A 15,775-nucleotide genomic window follows, 5' to 3' on the forward strand; every position below is an offset into this window, starting at 1 on the left:
CAAAAATTCATGAAAAAACCGCTTCCCGCCCTTGCCGGGCTTGTGCTGACAGCTATGTTTTCGATAGCACATGCGCAGCACAACGACGCGCAGACCAAAGAAGACGTCCAGCGTCATCGGGCCATGGCTGCCGCGCACGAGGCTGCGGCCAAGTGCCTGGCGTCGGGCAAAAAGGAAGATGTCTGCATGAAAGACCTGCAGGCTTCCTGCAAAGGGCTGGCGGTGGGAAAATACTGCGGAATGAAACACGCGCACTGAGTCTGATTTGTCATTGCGGGCTGGACCCGCAATCCATGGATCCCGGATCAGGTCCGGGATGACAAGTCAGGAGATATTTCTTTCCTCGTTCCTTTTCTGGAGAAGTCATGACTTCATCTGCTTGCCCCGCTTTCAAGCCCCAGTCCCTGTTGCTGGGCCTGTTGCTGGCCGGCGCCTGCGCGCATGGCCAGCTCAGCTCACCCTTGCCGCCGGGCGCCAGCAAGCCGCCGGCGCCGGGCAGTTCCATCCTGCCGGGCAGCATTGACGGCGTGGCTGGCAAGGGCGCCGGTGTACATGGGGCCAACAGCCCGTTTGCGCCACTGGCCCCGCGCGATGACGTGCTGGCCTGGTCGGTGCTGACCGACGTCAAGACCAAAAACGAGAAAAACCGGATCCTGCCGGTGTTCAATGCCGGCCAGCTCGGCATGAACGGCAAGACCCAGCGTATTCAGGGTTTCATGATGCCGCTGGAGCCAGGCAAGAAGCAGCGCCACTTCCTGCTGTCGTCGGTGCCTTTGAGCTGCTCTTTCTGCCTGCCGGGTGGCCCCGAGAGCATGGTCGAGGTCAAGACCAAAACCCCGGTCGAGTACAGCATGGAAGCCGTGGTGGTCGAGGGCCGGCTGCAGGTGCTGCATGACGACCCGTATGGCCTGTATTACCGCATCAGCGATGCGGTGACGGTGAAGTAAACACCCATGGGGCTCAATCGCATGGCACGGCACGCGGCCTGGGGCTTGCTGGCTCTGGCGCTGTTGCTCGCGCCTGTGCTGGGCCTGATGCACGGTGTGGTGCACGGCGCGGGTGGCCCGCTTGACGCGGCGCAGGCGCATGCCCATGACGGCGGCAGTCACGCGCATGAACACGCTGGTGAACATGACTGGCTGGCCGATCTGTTTTCGGTCCATAACGATAACTCCGACTGCCGCGTTTACGACCAGGTTTGCCACAGTGATGTGGTTTTGTCGCCTCCAGCGCTGGTGTTGCCGCTTGTTCTGTCTTCTGTTGTTTTCCATTTTCTCGAGGGCGAAGTACTCGCCCGCCGGGCCGCGCTGTTTGAAGCGCGTGGCCCGCCCCTGACTCGCTGAATACCGGACCCTCTGCGTAAGCCATCGCGTGTCCGGCATCCGCAGGATCGGGCGGTCTGCGGCGTTGCAATCCTTGCCAATAGTCATGCTTTTGGCTGCAAATTGCGCCTTGCATCCCCTCCCGCCCTGCGGCGCCAGTCACTGCGCTGAGTCACGCACAGGATCCGACGAAGTTGCCGAACGCGCGGCCTGATGGCTGCCGCTCGGCTGTCCTTTCCCGATTCAACGAGTTCCCATGAAAAAACCATTTCCCCGCAGCGCCATTGGCGCGGCAACACTGACCTTGCTCGCGCTCGGCGGCCCGCTGGCGCAAGCCCAGACGGCTGCGCCTTCCCTCAAAGAAATTACCGTGACCGGCAACCCGCTGGGCGCAGCTGATCTGATTGCGCCGGCTACCCAGTATTCGGGCGAGGGCCTGCTGCTGCGTTCGAAGACCACACTCGGTGAAACGCTGGATGGCACGCCCGGTGTCAGCAGCACCTACTTCGGCCCGAATGCGAGCCGGCCCATCATCCGCGGGCTGGACGGCGATCGCATCCGCATCCTGGCCAATGGTGGGGGTTCGCTGGACGTGTCCAACCTCAGCTACGACCACGCAGTGACCAGCGACCCCCTGAGCATCGAGCGCATCGAGGTGCTGCGCGGCCCCGGTGCGCTGCTTTATGGCGGCAGCGCCGTCGGTGGCGTGGTCAACGTCATCGACAACCGCATTCCGCGTGAGCCGCAGTTTGATGAAAAAGGCGGTATCAGCGGCAAGCTTGACCTCAATGCAGCCAGCGGCAATTCAGAGCGCGGCACGGGTGTGTTGCTTGAAGGCGGCAACAACCGCTATGCCTTGCATGTGGATGCCTTCGACCGCCAAACCAGCGATGTGCGGGTGCCGCGCGACCTGGCTTGCAGCAAGACCGCAGTGACCACGACCGCCAGGCGCATCTGCAACTCCGCCAGCGATGTCAGCGGCGGCGCAGTGGGCGGGTCGGTGTTTTTTGCCGACGGGTATCTGGGCGCATCGGCCAGCACCTACCGCAGCAGCTACGGCACGGTGGCGGAAGACAGGGTCACGATTGGCATGAAGTCCGACCGTTATGCGCTGGAGGGTGAAGTCCGCAATTTGAACGGGCCACTGCAAAGCATCAAGGCGCACTACAGCCAGACCGACTACCGGCACACCGAGTTTGAAGGGTCGCGGCCCGGCACGGTTTTTACCAACAAGGGCAGCGATTTCAGGCTGGAAGCGCGTCACGCCAAGATCGGCAACATTGACGGCGTGCTGGGAATGCAAACCGAATCCAACCGCTTTTCTGCGGTGGGCACCGAGGCTTTTGCGCCCTTCAGCAAGACCTCCCAGTCGGCCTTGTTTGCCTACGAAGAGTTGGGGACGGGCTGGGGCAAGCTCAGTCTGGGCGGACGACTGGAATCTGTCACCGTCGAGTCTTTTGGCAACCCGCGTGTGGCGCGTTTCACGCCGGCCAAAAAAGACTTCACCCCCGGCAGCTATGCGGTGGGGGCGTTGTGGAACGCCGCGCCGGGCTGGCAGCTCACCAGCAACCTGGCCCACACCGAACGCGCGCCCAAAGACTACGAGCTGTTCGCCGATGGCCCGCATATCGCCACCGCGGCCTATGAGGTTGGTAATGCCAATCTGGCCAAGGAGCAGTCCAACAACCTTGATCTGGGCGCGGCCTGGAAGTCGGGTGGTCACAGTTTCAAGGTCAATACCTATGTGAGCCGTTTCAAGAATTACATTGCCCTCAACCAGACACCGGGCGTGAGGCGCAATGCCGAAGACGGCGAGATCAACCCGACCGAAGATCCCGGTAACGCAGGGTTCACCGCATCCGGCGCGGGATTCAGGCCGCTGGCCGAGTTCCGGTATCAGCAGGTGCGGGCACGCTTCACCGGCGCCGAGGCCAGCGGCAACATCCGTTTGCTGGAAGGCGCCTCGCAAGTGGATCTGGCGCTGCGCGGCGACGTGGTGCGTGCCACCAATTTAAACAACGGCCAGCCGCTGCCGCGCATCGCCCCCTGGCGTGTCGGCGCGTCTCTGCTCTGGGCCAGCGGGCCCTGGGGCGCGAACCTCGGCTTCGATCACAACGCCGCGCAGAAACGTGTTCCTGTCGCACCGACTGGGCAGACAGGCGCCTACACCCTGTGGAATGCGGCAGCGACTTACCGCGTGAAAGCCGGGGTGGCCAGTCTGCTGTGGTACGCCCGGTTCGACAACCTCACCGACAAGCTGGCCTACAGTGCGACTTCTGTGCTGACCAGCACAGCCTTTCCAAAAGCGCCACTACCGGGGCGCAGCCTGAAACTTGGCTTGCAGGCGAGTTTCTAGACGTCGGCTGCAATCAGCGCAGGCCCGCGCCAGCGGTGTCACTTTTGCGCTCGATCAACTCAATCTTGTAGCCGTCCGGATCGGTGACAAAAGCGATCACGGTGGAGCCGCCCTTGACCGGGCCGGCTTCGCGCGTGACATTGCCACCAGCGGCCTTGATCCTGTCGCAGGCCGCATAGGCATCCGGCACACCCAGCGCGATGTGGCCGTAGGCGGTGCCCATCTCGTAGCTGTCGGTGCCCCAGTTCCAGGTCAGCTCGATCTCGGCCTGACCGGGATTGCCGCCTTCGTAGCCGACAAAGGCCAGGCTGTATTTGTAGTCTGGATTTTCAGATGTGCGCAGCAATGTCATGCCCAGGACCTGGGTGTAAAAGTCGATGGAGCGTTGCAGGTTGCCGACGCGCAGCATGGTGTGGAGAAGTCTCATCGTGGTTCTTTCCGGAGGGTGGTTTATCCAGATTCTCTGGCAATTTGATGCGTGCTGCAGCGGCCGGTGGCCAATGCCCGGCGGTTTGTTCGACACAGCACGGTCAGGGCTGATTTGTACCTGCATAATGAGCTGCAATAAAAACAGCAGACTCCGCCAATGCCCTTGCCCGCACAGAACGACCATCCGCAGGACTGGGTGACGCCCACCCGTTTGCTGGATCTTGATGATCCCAAACTTCGAATCCAGTCCATGCGGGTCACGCAACTGGCGACCACCGAGACGCAAAAGGCCGTGCTGATCCACGACTATGTCAAAGCGCTGCCTTTTGGCTGTGTCGCTGGCTTTGACCATGTGCCAGCGGCAGCGGTGCTCAAGGCCGGGCGCGGTGACTGTCACACCAAGGGCACCTTGTTTGTTGCGATGCTGCGATCAGTCGGAGTGCCGGCGCGCTTGCGTTTTGTGACGCTGTCCAGCGCTTTTCTGAAGGGCATCATTGACGTGCCCCAGGGCAGCATCACCCATGCCGTCGGCGAGGTTTTTCTCGATGGACGCTGGCTGCAGACGGACACCTATGTAACGGACTCCCTGCTGGAGACACATGCGGTGGAGCTTCTCGCTCACCAGGACACTCTTGTCGGCTACGGGATCCATGTGCGGGGCAGCCATTTTTGGGATGGGCAACATTCTGCCCACGCGCAGTACCACCTGTCTGATGCGGCCAGTCTGCCGCAGCGCGACTGGGGCGTTGCCCACGATCCGGAGCACTTCTACCGCGATGACGCGCATGAAGAGCTCCAGCGAGGCTGGCTCACCCGCGTCAAGTGGATGCTGGCTGCCGCGCTGGTCAACCGGCGGGTCGAGCAGATCCGTACCCAGTCCGGTCCGCAGGCGCGTCAGCCGGGTTGATTTGTTACCGGCTTTCGCCTTGTCATCTCAGCCCCTGGCGGCTGGCACTTCAAACACCAGGCAGGTGGTCGTCGCGTGCGCATACAGTTTGCCGTCAGGCCCGACGATGCGTGCTTCGGCCGTTGCGAGTTGCCGGCCGCAATGAATCACGGTGCCGATGGCCCTCAGTGGCCCGGTCTGGTGTGACGCGGCCCGCACAATGTTGACGCCCAACTCGGCCGTGGTGTAGGCCCGGCCCGCCGGCATCATCGTATGCACGGCGCAGCCCAGCGCCGAGTCCAGCAGCGTGGCATACCAGCCGCCATGCACAGTCCCCAATGGGTTGTAATGTTTGAGTTGTGGTGTGCCCTGGAACACCGCCTTGCCGGGTGCCACCTCGACCAGCGAAAAGTCCAGCGTGTCGGCGATGTGCGGAAAGGGCAGGGCACCGGCCAGCATGGCCTGCATCACCTCCAGGCCGGTCTTGCCGGCCACCATGTCGGGCCGGGCCAGACCCGGTTTGCCGCCGCCGGCGAGCATGCGCGCCACCACCGTCTCGCGTTCCTTGTTCCACAAAGCCAGGGTTTCATCAGGAGTCATTGTTCAATCCATAGTATTGCATATACAACAATTGTAGCTACAATTGAAACATGAACACTGTCACACCCGCAAGCCCCCCGTCGGCCGCGCCTGCTCTCAAGCCGCAGGGCTGCACCAACCTCAAGCTGCGACAGTTGATGCGCCGCGTGACGCAGCACTACGACGCCGAGGTCGGCAAGACCGGGCTCAAAGGCACACAGTATTCGCTGCTGTCGCATGTGTTCAAGCTCGGCCCGCTGCGCCCCGGTGATCTGGCCCGCGCGATGAAGCTTGATGCCTCCACCCTGACGCGCAACCTCAAGCCGTTGGTGGCCGCCGGCTGGCTGGCGCTGCAAGCTGGCAGCGATGGCCGCAGCCGTCTCGTCAGCATCACTGACAGCGGACGCGAAAAACGCAGCGAGGCCCAGCGCCGCTGGCGCGTGGCGCAGGAGGGCATCAATCAAATCCTTGGCGTGGCGCAGGTGCTGGCGCTGCATGCGCTGATTGATACATCGCTGGAACGCCTGTCACCTTTGCCCGAGGCCGATGATGAGCAAGACCCCGACAAGGCGGCGGCATGAAGAGTGCTGACGCGGCGAGTACCGGCTCTTCAAGTCAAGCAGGGGCCGTGGAAGCGCACAGCGCCCCCTCTTCAGTGCAAGGGGCAGCGAACAGCCGAAGGCGCGCAGTGGGGAGCGTGGGGGCTGACAATCTCGATAGCCGTACCCGCCTGCTTCTGGAGGCGCCGATTGCGCCTACCCTGCTGCGCCTGGCCGCGCCCAATGTGCTGGTGATGCTGGCGCAGGCGGGCGTGGGGCTGATCGAGACCTATTTTGTGGGCAAGCTCGGCACTGATGCGCTGGCCGGCATGGCGCTGGTGTTTCCGGTGGTGATGCTGATGCAGATGACCTCGGCCGGCGCCATGGGCGGCGGCATTGCCTCGGCGATTGCGCGCGCACTCGGGGCAGGTCGGCGTGACGATGCCGATGCGCTGGTGCTCCATGCGCTGGTCATTGCCGCCGTGTTTGCGCTGGTCTTCACAGTTGCGGTCCTCGGCGGTGGGCGCTGGCTGTACACCCGCATGGGTGGCACCGGCGGCGCGCTGGAGGCGGCCATGGTGTATTCCAACTGGGTGTTTGCCGGCGCCGTGCTGGTCTGGATTTTCAATACGCTCTCGGCGGTAATCCGCGGCACCGGCAACATGGCGGTGCCAGCCAATGTCACGGTGCTGGGTGCGCTGGCCTTGCTGCCCCTGTCACCGCTGCTGATCTTCGGCTGGGGCCCTTTGCCGGGCCTGGGCATTGCAGGGGGCGCCATCGCGCTGCTGGCTTTTTACCTGGTGGGCAGCCTGGTGCTGGCGGCCTACCTGTGGTCGCCGAAAAGCCTGTTGCGTCCTTCGTTGGCGAATATCCGTTTCCGCTGGGCCCTGTTCAAGGACATTCTGCGTGTCGGCCTGGTCGGCACCGTGTCCACAGTCGCCACCAACTTGGCCATAGGCGTCACGACCGCACTGGTCGGCGGTTTCGGCACTGCGGCGATTGCCGGTTACGGCACGGCCTCAAGACTCGAATATTTGCTGGTGCCGCTGGTGTTCGGCTTTGGCGCGCCGCTGGTCGCCATGGTCGGCACCTGCATGGGCGCGGGCCAGCGCGAGCGCGCCCTGCGCGCCACCTGGATAGGCGCGGGCCTGGCCTTTGCAATGGCCGAAGCCATCGGTCTGTGGGCTGCATTTTTTCCGCGTGCCTGGCTGTCGCTGTTCAACAGTGACCCGGCCATGATCGAGGCCGGCAGCCTGTACCTGCGCGCTGTCGGACCGGTCTACGGTTTTTTCGGTCTGGGCCTGGTGCTGTATTTTGCGTCGCAGGGGGCAGGGCGGCTGCTCTGGCCGGTGCTCGGAAATATCGCGCGGCTGGCCGTAGCCCTCGCCGGCGGATGGCTCGCGCTGCGCTGGAGCGGCGGTCTCGCTGGCGTGTTCATCGCACAAGGTGTGGCGCTGGTCATTTACGGCCTGATCAATGCCTGGGCGGTGGCCGGTGGTGCCTGGTTCGGTCGCGTCGGCTGGCCCCGCAGCATGGCGGGATTGCTCAGGCGCTTGCCGCAGGCCTGAGCTATAGAGGTAAAAAGTGCAAATGGCCCATGACTGACGGGCGTGCGCAGCTATTTATTTGATAGCAATGGCGATGGGCTCAGACGGGTACGGTGTAGTTTAGCGTCATGCGCCCGCCGTCCACCGTGACGATTTCACCGGTGACATAACTGGCCGCATCACTGACCAGCCAGGCCACTACATCGGCGATTTCCGAGGGTTCGCCCAGGCGTTTCATCGGCGTGCGGCTCATGATTTTTGCTTTTGCCTCGTCGCTGGTCAGCACCGCTTTGGCGGCCAGCTCGGTGGCGATGGTGCCGGGCGCCACGGCGTTGACGCGAATGCCTTGGTCGGCCAGCGCCAGCGCCATCACGCGGGTCAGCTGGTTGACGCCGCCCTTGCTGACGTTGTAGCTGGCAATCGTCGGGATGGTGAGCACGGCGTTGACCGAACTCATGTTGACGATGTTGCCGCTGCCTTGCTGCGCCATGACGCGCGCCACGGCCTGGCCCATCAGGAAGCTGCCCTTGATATTGACGCGCAACACGGCATCGAAGTCGGCTTCACTCACGTCTAGAAAATCAGCCGCCCGAAAAATGCCGGCATTGTTGACCAGCACATCGATACGGCCGTGAGCCTGCACCGTGTGGGCCACCACCGCGTCGACCTGGGCCTTGTTGCCGACATCGCAATGGATGTAGCGCGCCCCCAACTCCTGGGCCAGCGCTTCTCCCTTCGTGTCGGCCATGTCAGCGATCACGACCTGCGCGCCCTCACGTGCAAAACGCCGTGCGCAGGCTTCGCCGATGCCTTGCGCGCCGCCAGTGACGATACACACGCGGCCTGTCAGGCCAAACGAAACAGTCGTGGAAGCTGGGGGAGAAAAAGGGCTCATGCCCTGATGGTACCAGTGTAAGAAGCTATAAATTTCATAGCATTTTCGGCAACCTGGGCGGCGGTCATGCCCGGTGCGTAGAGCGCCGAACCGATGCCAAAACCACTGGCGCCGGCACTGCGGTAGCTGGCCAGGTTGTCCGGCGAGATGCCGCCCACGGGCAGCAGCAGGGTCGGCGCAGGCAGCACCGCCCGCAGTGCCTTCACTACCGCTGGCGTGATCATTTCGGCCGGAAACAATTTGAGCCCGGTCGCGCCCGCCTGCAGCGCAGCAAACGCCTCGGTGGCCGTCATCACGCCCGGCAGGCAGACCATGCCCAGCCGGACCGCTTCACGCACCACCCCGGCATCGAAGTTGGGCGCCACCACCAACTGCCCGCCAGCTGCATGGACATTGCGGACCTGGTCCGCGCTCAGCACCGTGCCCGCGCCGACCAAGGCACCGGGCAGGGTCGCGGCCATCGCTTCAATGCTTTGCAGCGGCTGCGGTGAATTGAGCGGCACCTCGATCAGGGTCCAGCCGACCTCCAGCAGCGCCCGTCCGACCGGCAGGGCCTCATCGGGCCGCAGGCCGCGCAGGATGCCAACCAGCGGCAGAGTCTTCAGGGCGGCGGAAAATTTCTCATGCGGCGTCTTCATGATTCAGGTGTCCCAGCTCGGGTGAATGGTCTGGGCCAGCGCCCACAGGCCGCGCCAGCTTGCCTCGGCGCCGACACGCTGCACGGATGTCCCGCGCTGCCCGAGTGCGCGCCCATAGCGTTCTGTGAGTGCCTCGGCACCGATGAGGGCCACCTGCGCGCCGGCCGGAAAATCCTGCGTGCGAATTTCCTCGCCGATCACCAGGCCCGACAGATAACTCGGCAGGCGAGCGGCAGTAATGCGCCCGAACAGCGACAGGGTACGCACGCTGAAGGCGGTCTGCAGCAAACCGGCACCTCGTAGCGACAACGCCACACCCTCATCAAAGGCGGCCCAGTCCACCTCGCCGTCTGCCTCGGGCATGCTGCGCGCCAGCAGAGAATGCTGGCGCAGCAGCGCGTAAAACTCACCGGTCATGAAGGTGGAAAAGCGCGCTATCTTGCCGCCTCGCACCGTGACCCATTTGCTGTGGGTGCCGGGCAGCACCAGCAGGCCGTCCTGGAGGCCCAGCAGTTGCAGCGCGCCCAACACCTGGGTTTCCTCGCCGCGCATCACGTCGGGAATGCCCTCCCGCTCGCAACTCAGGCCGGGCACGATGGCGATGCGGCCCGCCTTGACCCAGGCCAGGTGCGAGGCGACCTCGTCAAAACCGGCGGGGCAGGCGCAGTAGGGTGCTTCGAGCCAGCCTTGCTTGCTGCCGGCCATTCCGGAGATCAGGCAAAAGGTGCCAGCAGAACCCATCCAGTGGGCAAAACAGGCTTCAAAAACAGTAGCAAAGTCGCCCGGTGCCACCGTCAGAATGCCGCGCGCAAACGAACGCTCCTTGAGCACCCGGCCCTGACCGTCCAGCAAGGCGCCGCGCAGGGACGAGGTGCCCCAGTCCACTGCCAGCAGTTGCTGCATGGGCTGACCGAGATCGGCGGACGCGGCAAGGCTCAATGGTTGTCCCGAGGCACAAAAGAGCCACGTTTGCCGACCAGAAAGTCCAGATCCACGCCCTGATCGGCCTGCAGCACATGGTCCACATAAAGCTTCCAGTAACCCGAAGACAGCGGCGGCGGCGGGGCCGTCCACAGGCTCAGGCGGCGCGCCATTTCTTCATCGCTGATCAGCAATTGCAGGCGGCGCTCTGGCACATTCAGTTCGATCATGTCGCCATTCTGGACGATGGCCAGCGGGCCGCCAGCGGCCGCTTCAGGTGCCGTGTGCAGCACCACCGTGCCGTAGGCGGTACCGCTCATGCGTGCGTCGCTGATACGCACCATGTCGGTGATGCCCTTTTTGAGCACCTTGGGCGGCAGCGGCATGTTGCCAACCTCGGCCATGCCGGGGTAACCCTTGGGGCCGCAGTTTTTCAGCACCATCACGCAGGTCTCGTCGATGTCCAGGCTGTCGTCGTCGATCCGTGCGTGGAAGTCCTCGATGTTTTCAAACACCACGGCGCGGCCGGTGTGCACCATCAGCGCGGGCGTTGCGGCACTCGGTTTGATGACGGCGCCGCGTGGCGACAGGTTGCCACGCAGCACGGCGATGCCGGCCTTGTCCTTGAAAGGCGCGCCCAGTGGCTTGATGACCTCGGGGTTGTAGTTCTGCGCATCGGCAATATTGGCGCCAATGGTTTGTCCGTTCGCAGTGATGGCATCCAGGTGCAGATGCTGCGCAATTTCCTTCATGACCACCGGCAGACCGCCGGCGTAACAGAAATCTTCCATCAGGAACTTGCCCGACGGTTGCAAATTGACCAGGCACGGCAGCTCGCTGGCGAGGCGGTCGAAGTCGTCCACCGTGAGCGTGATGCCGATGCGGCCCGCCATCGCGATCAGGTGGATCACGGCGTTGGTGGAGCCGCCAATGGCTGCCAGGGTCTTGATGGCGTTTTCAAAAGCTTCACGGGTGAGGATTTTCGAAAGTAGCAGGTCTTCATGCACCATCTCGACCGCGCGGCGCCCGGCCATACGTGCCAGCACATTGCGCCGGCCATCGACGGCCGGGTAGGCCGCATTGCCCGGCAGGCCAATGCCCAGCGCCTCGACCATGCTGGCCATCGTGGACGCAGTGCCCATGGTCATGCAATGGCCGTGGCTGCGGTGCATGCAGCTTTCGGCCTCGAAAAAATCGGCCAGCTTGAGTGTGCCGGCGCGCACCTGCTCGCTCATGCTCCAGACGCCGGTGCCCGAGCCCAGCTCCTGGCCGCGCCACTTGCCGCTGAGCATGGGGCCGCCGCTGACGCCGACCGTCGGCAAGTCCACGCTGGCCGCGCCCATCACCAGCGAGGGGGTGGTTTTGTCGCAACCCATCAGCAGCACCACGCCGTCGATCGGGTTGCCACGAATGCTTTCTTCCACGTCCATGCTGGCCAGGTTGCGGTACAGCATGGCGGTCGGGCGCAGCAATGTTTCACCCAGCGACATCACCGGGAACTCCAGCGGAAAGCCACCGGCTTCGTAGACGCCGATCTTGACCTGCTCGGCCAAGGTGCGGAAATGCGAATTGCAGGGCGTCAGTTCGCTGAAGGTGTTGCAGATCCCGATGACCGGCCGGCCGTCAAACTGGTCGTGCGGCACACCTTTGCCCTTGACCCAGCTGCGGTAGGCAAAACCGTCGCGGTCTTGCCTGCCAAACCATTGCTGGCTGCGCAGTTCGGAGGGTTTCTTTTTGGGGCGGGTGGGTTCAGTCATAGGGTAAATCCGGAAGAGTTAAACATATTATCGTCATACCATTGCGCCGCCGTCTCAGTGAAAACCAGCAAAGCACTTGTGGAGATCCGGAATTTCAGGATGAAGTGCGAGGCGCCCGGAGCTCAGCCACCGGAATGTACCCAGGTACATGAGGATGGCGAGCACCGCGCAACGATGCAATTCGCCTGCAAAACGGATAAGGCAGGAGTGATTTTTGATCAAGAACGTCCACGGAAATACAGTCGACCATCTCGGCGAAGCCATCGTCGCGGGGCGTTATGCCGTGGGCGCGTCGATTCCGCCCGAGCCGGTGTTGTGTCAGGAGCTTGGCGTCAGCCGCACCGTGGTGCGCGAAGCCGTGAAGTCGCTGATCGCCAAGGGCTTGATGACCACCGGGCCCAAGGTCGGCACCCGCGTGTTGTCCGAGGACCACTGGAACTGGTTCGACCCCGACGTCATCATCTGGCAGTCCAAGGCCGGGCTGACGCCCGAATTTCTGCGCGACCTGCAGGACCTGCGGCGTGTGGTCGAACCCGCCGCCATGCGGCTGGCGGCCGAGCGCGCTACCGCCCAGGACATCGCCGAAGTCGAGGCGGCGTACGCCGGCATGAAACATGCGGTCGAGCATGGCGGCGACTATGTGACACACGACCTGCGTTTTCACCAGGGCCTGTTGCGCGCCAGCCGCAACCGCATGCTGGTGCAGATGAGCAAGGCGCTGGGCGCGCTGCTGCGCACCAGTTTTGAAATTTCGACACGGCGCAAGGACGGTCCGGTGCAGTCGTTGCCGCTGCACCGCGCTGTGCTCGACGCGGTGATTGCGCATCAGCCCGACGAGGCCGAGATCGCCATTCGCGTGCTGATCGACGGTGCCAAGGAAGACATTGAGGAAGTGCTGGCCTCACGCAGGCGGCTGCCCATCCTGAGTAGCCCGGCGCGCCAGCTCAAGGCTGCCTGAACTTAAAGCGACGCAGACATGCAAAAAACAATCGATCAAGCGGTTCACTGGTTTTTCAAGTTTCTTGAGCTGCTGGTGGTGATCTGCATGGTGGCCATGGTCATCATGGTCTTCGGCAACGTGGTGCTGCGTTATGCCTTCAATTCCGGCATCTCGGTGTCGGATGAAATGTCGCGTTACTTCTTTGTCTGGCTGACTTACATAGGCGCGATGGTGGCCATGCATGAAGGCGGGCATCTGGGGGTGGACACCCTGATCAAGCATTTGCCGGTGCTCGGCAAAAAGATCTGCCTGTTCCTCAGCGAAGCGCTGATGTTGTTCTGCAATGGCTTGTTTTTTCTGGGAACCTGGAAGATGCACGAGTTGCAGGTGACCAATATCTCGCCGGTGGTGGGCATTTCCATGATCTGGATCTATGGCATCGGTTATGTGGTGGCTGTGGTGATGGCCATCATCAACCTCAACGTGTTGTACCGGCTGTGCACCGGCCAGATCAGTGACGAGGAACTGGTGCAAGTGATAGAAACCGAAGGCCTGGCCGACGTCGAGAAACAAATGCAGGGAAGCAAGGCATGACCGTCGCCGTATTTATTCTGAGCCTGCTGGCGGCCATGGCCATTGGCATGCCGATTGCCTACGCCTTGCTGGTGTGCGGTGTCACGCTGATGGCTTTCCTGGCCGCCACCAGTGGGCTGGTGACTTTTGACAGCCAGATTCTGGCCCAGCGTTTTGTCGATGGTGCTGACAATTTCCCGCTGCTGGCTGTGCCGTTTTTCCTGCTGGCTGGGGAGTTCATGAACGCTGGCGGTATCAGCCGCCGCATTGTTAATCTCGCGATGGCCTGGGTCGGGCATTTTCGCGGGGGCCTCGGCTACGTCACGGTGATTGCAGCAGTGATCATGGCCTCGCTGTCGGGCTCGGCGATCGCCGACACCGCGGCGCTGGCCGCCTTGTTGATTCCGATGATGCGCGCGGCCGGCTACAACGTGGGTCGCGCAGCGGGCCTGGTGGCTTCCGGCGGCATCATCGCTCCGGTGATTCCCCCGTCCATCGGGCTGATTATTTTCGGCGTGGCTGGCAATGTGTCCATCACCAAGCTGTTTCTGGCCGGCATTGTGCCCGGCTTGCTGATGGGCCTGGCGATTGGCCTGACCTGGTGGTGGGTGGCCAGGAAAGAAAACGTGCAACCCGCCCCGAGGGTGGCGATGCCTGAACGTCTGCGCATCACCGCGCAGGGTGGCTTTGCGCTGACCCTGCCCATCGTCATCATCGGCGGCATGAAGTTCGGCATCTTCACGCCGACGGAGGCCGCCGTGGTGGCCGCAGTCTACAGCTTCGTGGTCGGCATGTTCATCTACCGCGAACTCAAGTGGTCCCAGCTCTACAGCCTGATCCTGACCGCTGGCAAGACGACGGCGGTGGTGATGTTCCTGGTGGCGGCCGCCATGGTCAGCGCCTGGTTGATCACGGTGGCCAACATTCCCACGGAAGTTGCCAAGCTGATGTCGCCCTTCATGGACAACAAGATGCTGCTGATGTTTGTGATGATGGTGTTGATCGTGATTGTGGGCACCGCGCTGGACTTCACGCCCACGGTGCTGATCCTCACGCCGGTGCTGATGCCGGTGGTGCTCAAGGCCGGCATTGACCCGGTGTATTTCGGCATCATGTTCATCATGAACAACGCCATCGGCCTGATCACGCCGCCCGTCGGCACCGTGCTCAACGTAGTGTGCGGCGTTGCAAAGATCAGCATGGACGACGCCTTCAAAGGCGTGCTGCCTTTCCTGATGGCCCAACTGGCCGTGCTTTTTCTGCTGGTGCTTTTCCCCGAGATTGTTACCGAGCCACTCAAGTGGTGGATGCGGTAACCACGTTTTCCCAACCCTGTCGTTTATATAAAGGAGACAACCATGTTCAAACGCAGAACCCTCGCCCTGGCGGCCGCCGCCTTGCTCGTCGCCACCTCGTCGTTCGCGCAGTTTGCCGACCGCACCATCAAGTTCACCAATGGTGTGAATGAAGACCACCCGGTCGGTGTCGGCGTCAAGAAAATGCAGGAAGTGCTGGCCGCCAAGACCGGCGGCAAGATGAAGATCAATGCCTTCTGGGGCGGCGCTGCGGGCGGTGACTTGCCGGCCACGCAGGCGCTGCGCGCCGGCACCCAGGAGATGGTCTGCACCTCGTCTTCGCCGCTGGTCGGCATCGTCAAGGAGCTCGGCGCCTTCGACTTGCCCTTCCTGTTTGCCAACGAGAAAGAGGCCGACGCGGTGCTTGACGGCCCGGCCGGCGCCTATTTCAACAAGAAACTTGAAGAAGCCGGCCTGGTCAACCTCGCCTATTGGGAAAATGGTTTCCGCAACCTGACCAACAGCAAGCGCCCGGTCGCCAGAGCTGAAGACTTTGACGGCGTCAAGGTCCGCGTGATGCAGAACAACATTTTCCTGGACACCTTCAAGACCCTGGGCACCAACGCCGTGCCCATGGCCTTCGGCGAGGTTTTCACCGCGCTGGAAACCAAGACCATTGATGGCCAGGAAAATCCGTTTGTGACGATTGAGACCTCCAAGTTCAATGAAGTACAAAAATACCTCAGCGTGACCCGCCACGCCTACACCCCGTTTTTGGTGCTGTATAGCAAAAAACTCTGGGACCAGCTCAATCCTCAGGAGCAGGCTGTGCTGCGTGAAGCCGCCATGGAAGGCCAGAAAGTCCAGCGTGCAGCCAATCGCAGCCTGAACGAAAAATCACTGACCAGCCTGAAAACCAAGGGCATGCAGGTCAACGAAGTGAGCGCAGCCGAGCAACGCCGGATGTTTGAGAAGGTCAAGCCGGTGTATGACCGCAATGTGCCAACCATAGGCGGCGAAGCAGTGACCACCGTGCTTGACGCGCTGAAAAAGGCGCGCGGCGGTTAATCGGCTTTCCCGCCGGGATTGCTGCAAGGC

Annotated in this window: 17 protein-coding genes; 11 read left to right on the forward strand and 6 right to left on the reverse strand. The window is 62.7% G+C overall.

All coding sequences use genetic code 11. The annotated features are described in order from the left end of the window. Positions 1–9: 9 nt before the first annotated feature. From ACH2CW_RS12495 to ACH2CW_RS12510, 4 genes are all read left to right on the forward strand, one after another. Positions 10–258, forward strand: a complete 249-nt coding sequence (locus ACH2CW_RS12495; RefSeq protein ID WP_395058574.1) for a hypothetical protein — start codon at positions 10–12, stop codon at positions 256–258. Positions 259–365: 107 nt separating this feature from the next. Next, the gene (locus ACH2CW_RS12500) at positions 366–947 is read left to right on the forward strand and encodes a DUF3299 domain-containing protein (RefSeq protein ID WP_395058576.1); all 582 of its coding nucleotides are present in this window, start codon (positions 366–368) and stop codon (positions 945–947) included. 6 nt (positions 948–953) lie between these two features. After that, positions 954–1,343: a hypothetical protein gene (locus ACH2CW_RS12505; protein ID WP_395058578.1), complete on the forward strand. Its 390-nt coding sequence runs from the start codon at positions 954–956 to the stop codon at positions 1,341–1,343. A 235-nt stretch (positions 1,344–1,578) separates the two neighbouring features. Next, the gene (locus tag ACH2CW_RS12510; protein ID WP_395058580.1) at positions 1,579–3,678 is read left to right on the forward strand and encodes a TonB-dependent receptor; all 2,100 of its coding nucleotides are present in this window, start codon (positions 1,579–1,581) and stop codon (positions 3,676–3,678) included. Positions 3,679–3,691: 13 nt separating this feature from the next. Here ACH2CW_RS12510 and gloA read toward each other — a convergent pair whose 3' ends face one another. Then, positions 3,692–4,105 carry a lactoylglutathione lyase gene (gene gloA / locus ACH2CW_RS12515; RefSeq protein WP_395058582.1) on the reverse strand — a complete coding sequence of 138 codons (414 nt, stop codon included), beginning with the start codon at positions 4,103–4,105 and terminating at the stop codon, positions 3,692–3,694. Between the two features lie 159 nt (positions 4,106–4,264). Between gloA and ACH2CW_RS12520 the strand changes: the two genes are divergently transcribed. Beyond that, positions 4,265–5,014, forward strand: coding sequence for a transglutaminase-like domain-containing protein (locus ACH2CW_RS12520; protein ID WP_395058584.1), 750 nt, complete (start codon positions 4,265–4,267; stop codon positions 5,012–5,014). A gap of 27 nt (positions 5,015–5,041) precedes the next feature. Here ACH2CW_RS12520 and ACH2CW_RS12525 read toward each other — a convergent pair whose 3' ends face one another. Next, positions 5,042–5,593 (reverse strand): PaaI family thioesterase, encoded by a 552-nt coding sequence (locus tag ACH2CW_RS12525; RefSeq protein WP_395058586.1) that lies wholly within the window; start codon positions 5,591–5,593, stop codon positions 5,042–5,044. Between the two features lie 50 nt (positions 5,594–5,643). Here ACH2CW_RS12525 and ACH2CW_RS12530 point away from each other — a divergent pair, with 50 nt between their 5' ends. Continuing rightward, positions 5,644–6,153, forward strand: coding sequence for a MarR family winged helix-turn-helix transcriptional regulator (locus tag ACH2CW_RS12530; protein WP_395058588.1), 510 nt, complete (start codon positions 5,644–5,646; stop codon positions 6,151–6,153). 116 nt (positions 6,154–6,269) lie between these two features. Beyond that, positions 6,270–7,679 carry an MATE family efflux transporter gene (locus tag ACH2CW_RS12535; protein ID WP_395058590.1) on the forward strand — a complete coding sequence of 470 codons (1,410 nt, stop codon included), beginning with the start codon at positions 6,270–6,272 and terminating at the stop codon, positions 7,677–7,679. Positions 7,680–7,758: 79 nt separating this feature from the next. Here the strand turns inward: ACH2CW_RS12535 and ACH2CW_RS12540 are convergent, their stop codons facing one another. From ACH2CW_RS12540 to ACH2CW_RS12555, 4 genes are read right to left on the reverse strand one after another with little or no spacing between them, the layout of a single operon-like run. Next, on the reverse strand, positions 7,759–8,553 hold the full coding sequence (locus ACH2CW_RS12540) for an SDR family NAD(P)-dependent oxidoreductase (RefSeq protein ID WP_395058592.1): 795 nt from the start codon (positions 8,551–8,553) through the stop codon (positions 7,759–7,761). Continuing rightward, positions 8,550–9,191: a 2-dehydro-3-deoxy-6-phosphogalactonate aldolase gene (locus ACH2CW_RS12545; protein ID WP_395058594.1), complete on the reverse strand. Its 642-nt coding sequence runs from the start codon at positions 9,189–9,191 to the stop codon at positions 8,550–8,552. The genes ACH2CW_RS12540 and ACH2CW_RS12545 overlap by 4 nt, the downstream gene beginning before the upstream one ends. 3 nt (positions 9,192–9,194) lie before the next feature. After that, positions 9,195–10,094, reverse strand: a complete 900-nt coding sequence (locus ACH2CW_RS12550) for a 2-dehydro-3-deoxygalactonokinase (protein WP_395058686.1) — start codon at positions 10,092–10,094, stop codon at positions 9,195–9,197. Positions 10,095–10,126: 32 nt separating this feature from the next. Then, entirely contained in the window at positions 10,127–11,869 is a 1,743-nt protein-coding gene (locus tag ACH2CW_RS12555) for an IlvD/Edd family dehydratase (RefSeq protein WP_395058596.1), read from the reverse strand. Between the two features lie 214 nt (positions 11,870–12,083). Here ACH2CW_RS12555 and ACH2CW_RS12560 point away from each other — a divergent pair, with 214 nt between their 5' ends. The 4 genes from ACH2CW_RS12560 to ACH2CW_RS12575 are packed head-to-tail and all read left to right on the forward strand — an operon-like array spanning position 12,084 to position 15,745. Next, entirely contained in the window at positions 12,084–12,827 is a 744-nt protein-coding gene (locus ACH2CW_RS12560) for a FadR/GntR family transcriptional regulator (protein WP_395058598.1), read from the forward strand. Positions 12,828–12,845: 18 nt separating this feature from the next. After that, the gene (locus ACH2CW_RS12565) at positions 12,846–13,403 is read left to right on the forward strand and encodes a TRAP transporter small permease (RefSeq protein WP_395058600.1); all 558 of its coding nucleotides are present in this window, start codon (positions 12,846–12,848) and stop codon (positions 13,401–13,403) included. Then, the gene (locus tag ACH2CW_RS12570; RefSeq protein WP_395058602.1) at positions 13,400–14,698 is read left to right on the forward strand and encodes a TRAP transporter large permease subunit; all 1,299 of its coding nucleotides are present in this window, start codon (positions 13,400–13,402) and stop codon (positions 14,696–14,698) included. The genes ACH2CW_RS12565 and ACH2CW_RS12570 overlap by 4 nt, the downstream gene beginning before the upstream one ends. Before the next feature lie 42 nt (positions 14,699–14,740). Then, a complete protein-coding gene (locus ACH2CW_RS12575; RefSeq protein WP_395058604.1) occupies positions 14,741–15,745 on the forward strand; it encodes a TRAP transporter substrate-binding protein in 1,005 nt (334 codons plus the stop codon). Positions 15,746–15,775 lie beyond the last annotated feature (30 nt).

The sequence above is a fragment of the Polaromonas sp. genome (assembly GCF_043778355.1).
Taxonomy (GTDB): Bacteria; Pseudomonadota; Gammaproteobacteria; order Burkholderiales; family Burkholderiaceae_C; genus Polaromonas.

Coding starts and splice junctions, on each gene's coding strand:
- ACH2CW_RS12495 (WP_395058574.1), top strand. CDS start 10: ATGAAAAAACCGCTTCCCGCCCTTGCCGGGCTTGTGCTGACAGCTATG.
- ACH2CW_RS12500 (WP_395058576.1), top strand. CDS start 366: ATGACTTCATCTGCTTGCCCCGCTTTCAAGCCCCAGTCCCTGTTGCTG.
- ACH2CW_RS12505 (WP_395058578.1), top strand. CDS start 954: ATGGGGCTCAATCGCATGGCACGGCACGCGGCCTGGGGCTTGCTGGCT.
- ACH2CW_RS12510 (WP_395058580.1), top strand. CDS start 1,579: ATGAAAAAACCATTTCCCCGCAGCGCCATTGGCGCGGCAACACTGACC.
- gloA (WP_395058582.1), bottom strand. CDS start 4,105: ATGAGACTTCTCCACACCATGCTGCGCGTCGGCAACCTGCAACGCTCC.
- ACH2CW_RS12520 (WP_395058584.1), top strand. CDS start 4,265: ATGCCCTTGCCCGCACAGAACGACCATCCGCAGGACTGGGTGACGCCC.
- ACH2CW_RS12525 (WP_395058586.1), bottom strand. CDS start 5,593: ATGACTCCTGATGAAACCCTGGCTTTGTGGAACAAGGAACGCGAGACG.
- ACH2CW_RS12530 (WP_395058588.1), top strand. CDS start 5,644: ATGAACACTGTCACACCCGCAAGCCCCCCGTCGGCCGCGCCTGCTCTC.
- ACH2CW_RS12540 (WP_395058592.1), bottom strand. CDS start 8,553: ATGAGCCCTTTTTCTCCCCCAGCTTCCACGACTGTTTCGTTTGGCCTG.
- ACH2CW_RS12545 (WP_395058594.1), bottom strand. CDS start 9,191: ATGAAGACGCCGCATGAGAAATTTTCCGCCGCCCTGAAGACTCTGCCG.
- ACH2CW_RS12550 (WP_395058686.1), bottom strand. CDS start 10,094: ATGCAGCAACTGCTGGCAGTGGACTGGGGCACCTCGTCCCTGCGCGGC.
- ACH2CW_RS12555 (WP_395058596.1), bottom strand. CDS start 11,869: ATGACTGAACCCACCCGCCCCAAAAAGAAACCCTCCGAACTGCGCAGC.
- ACH2CW_RS12565 (WP_395058600.1), top strand. CDS start 12,846: ATGCAAAAAACAATCGATCAAGCGGTTCACTGGTTTTTCAAGTTTCTT.
- ACH2CW_RS12570 (WP_395058602.1), top strand. CDS start 13,400: ATGACCGTCGCCGTATTTATTCTGAGCCTGCTGGCGGCCATGGCCATT.
- ACH2CW_RS12575 (WP_395058604.1), top strand. CDS start 14,741: ATGTTCAAACGCAGAACCCTCGCCCTGGCGGCCGCCGCCTTGCTCGTC.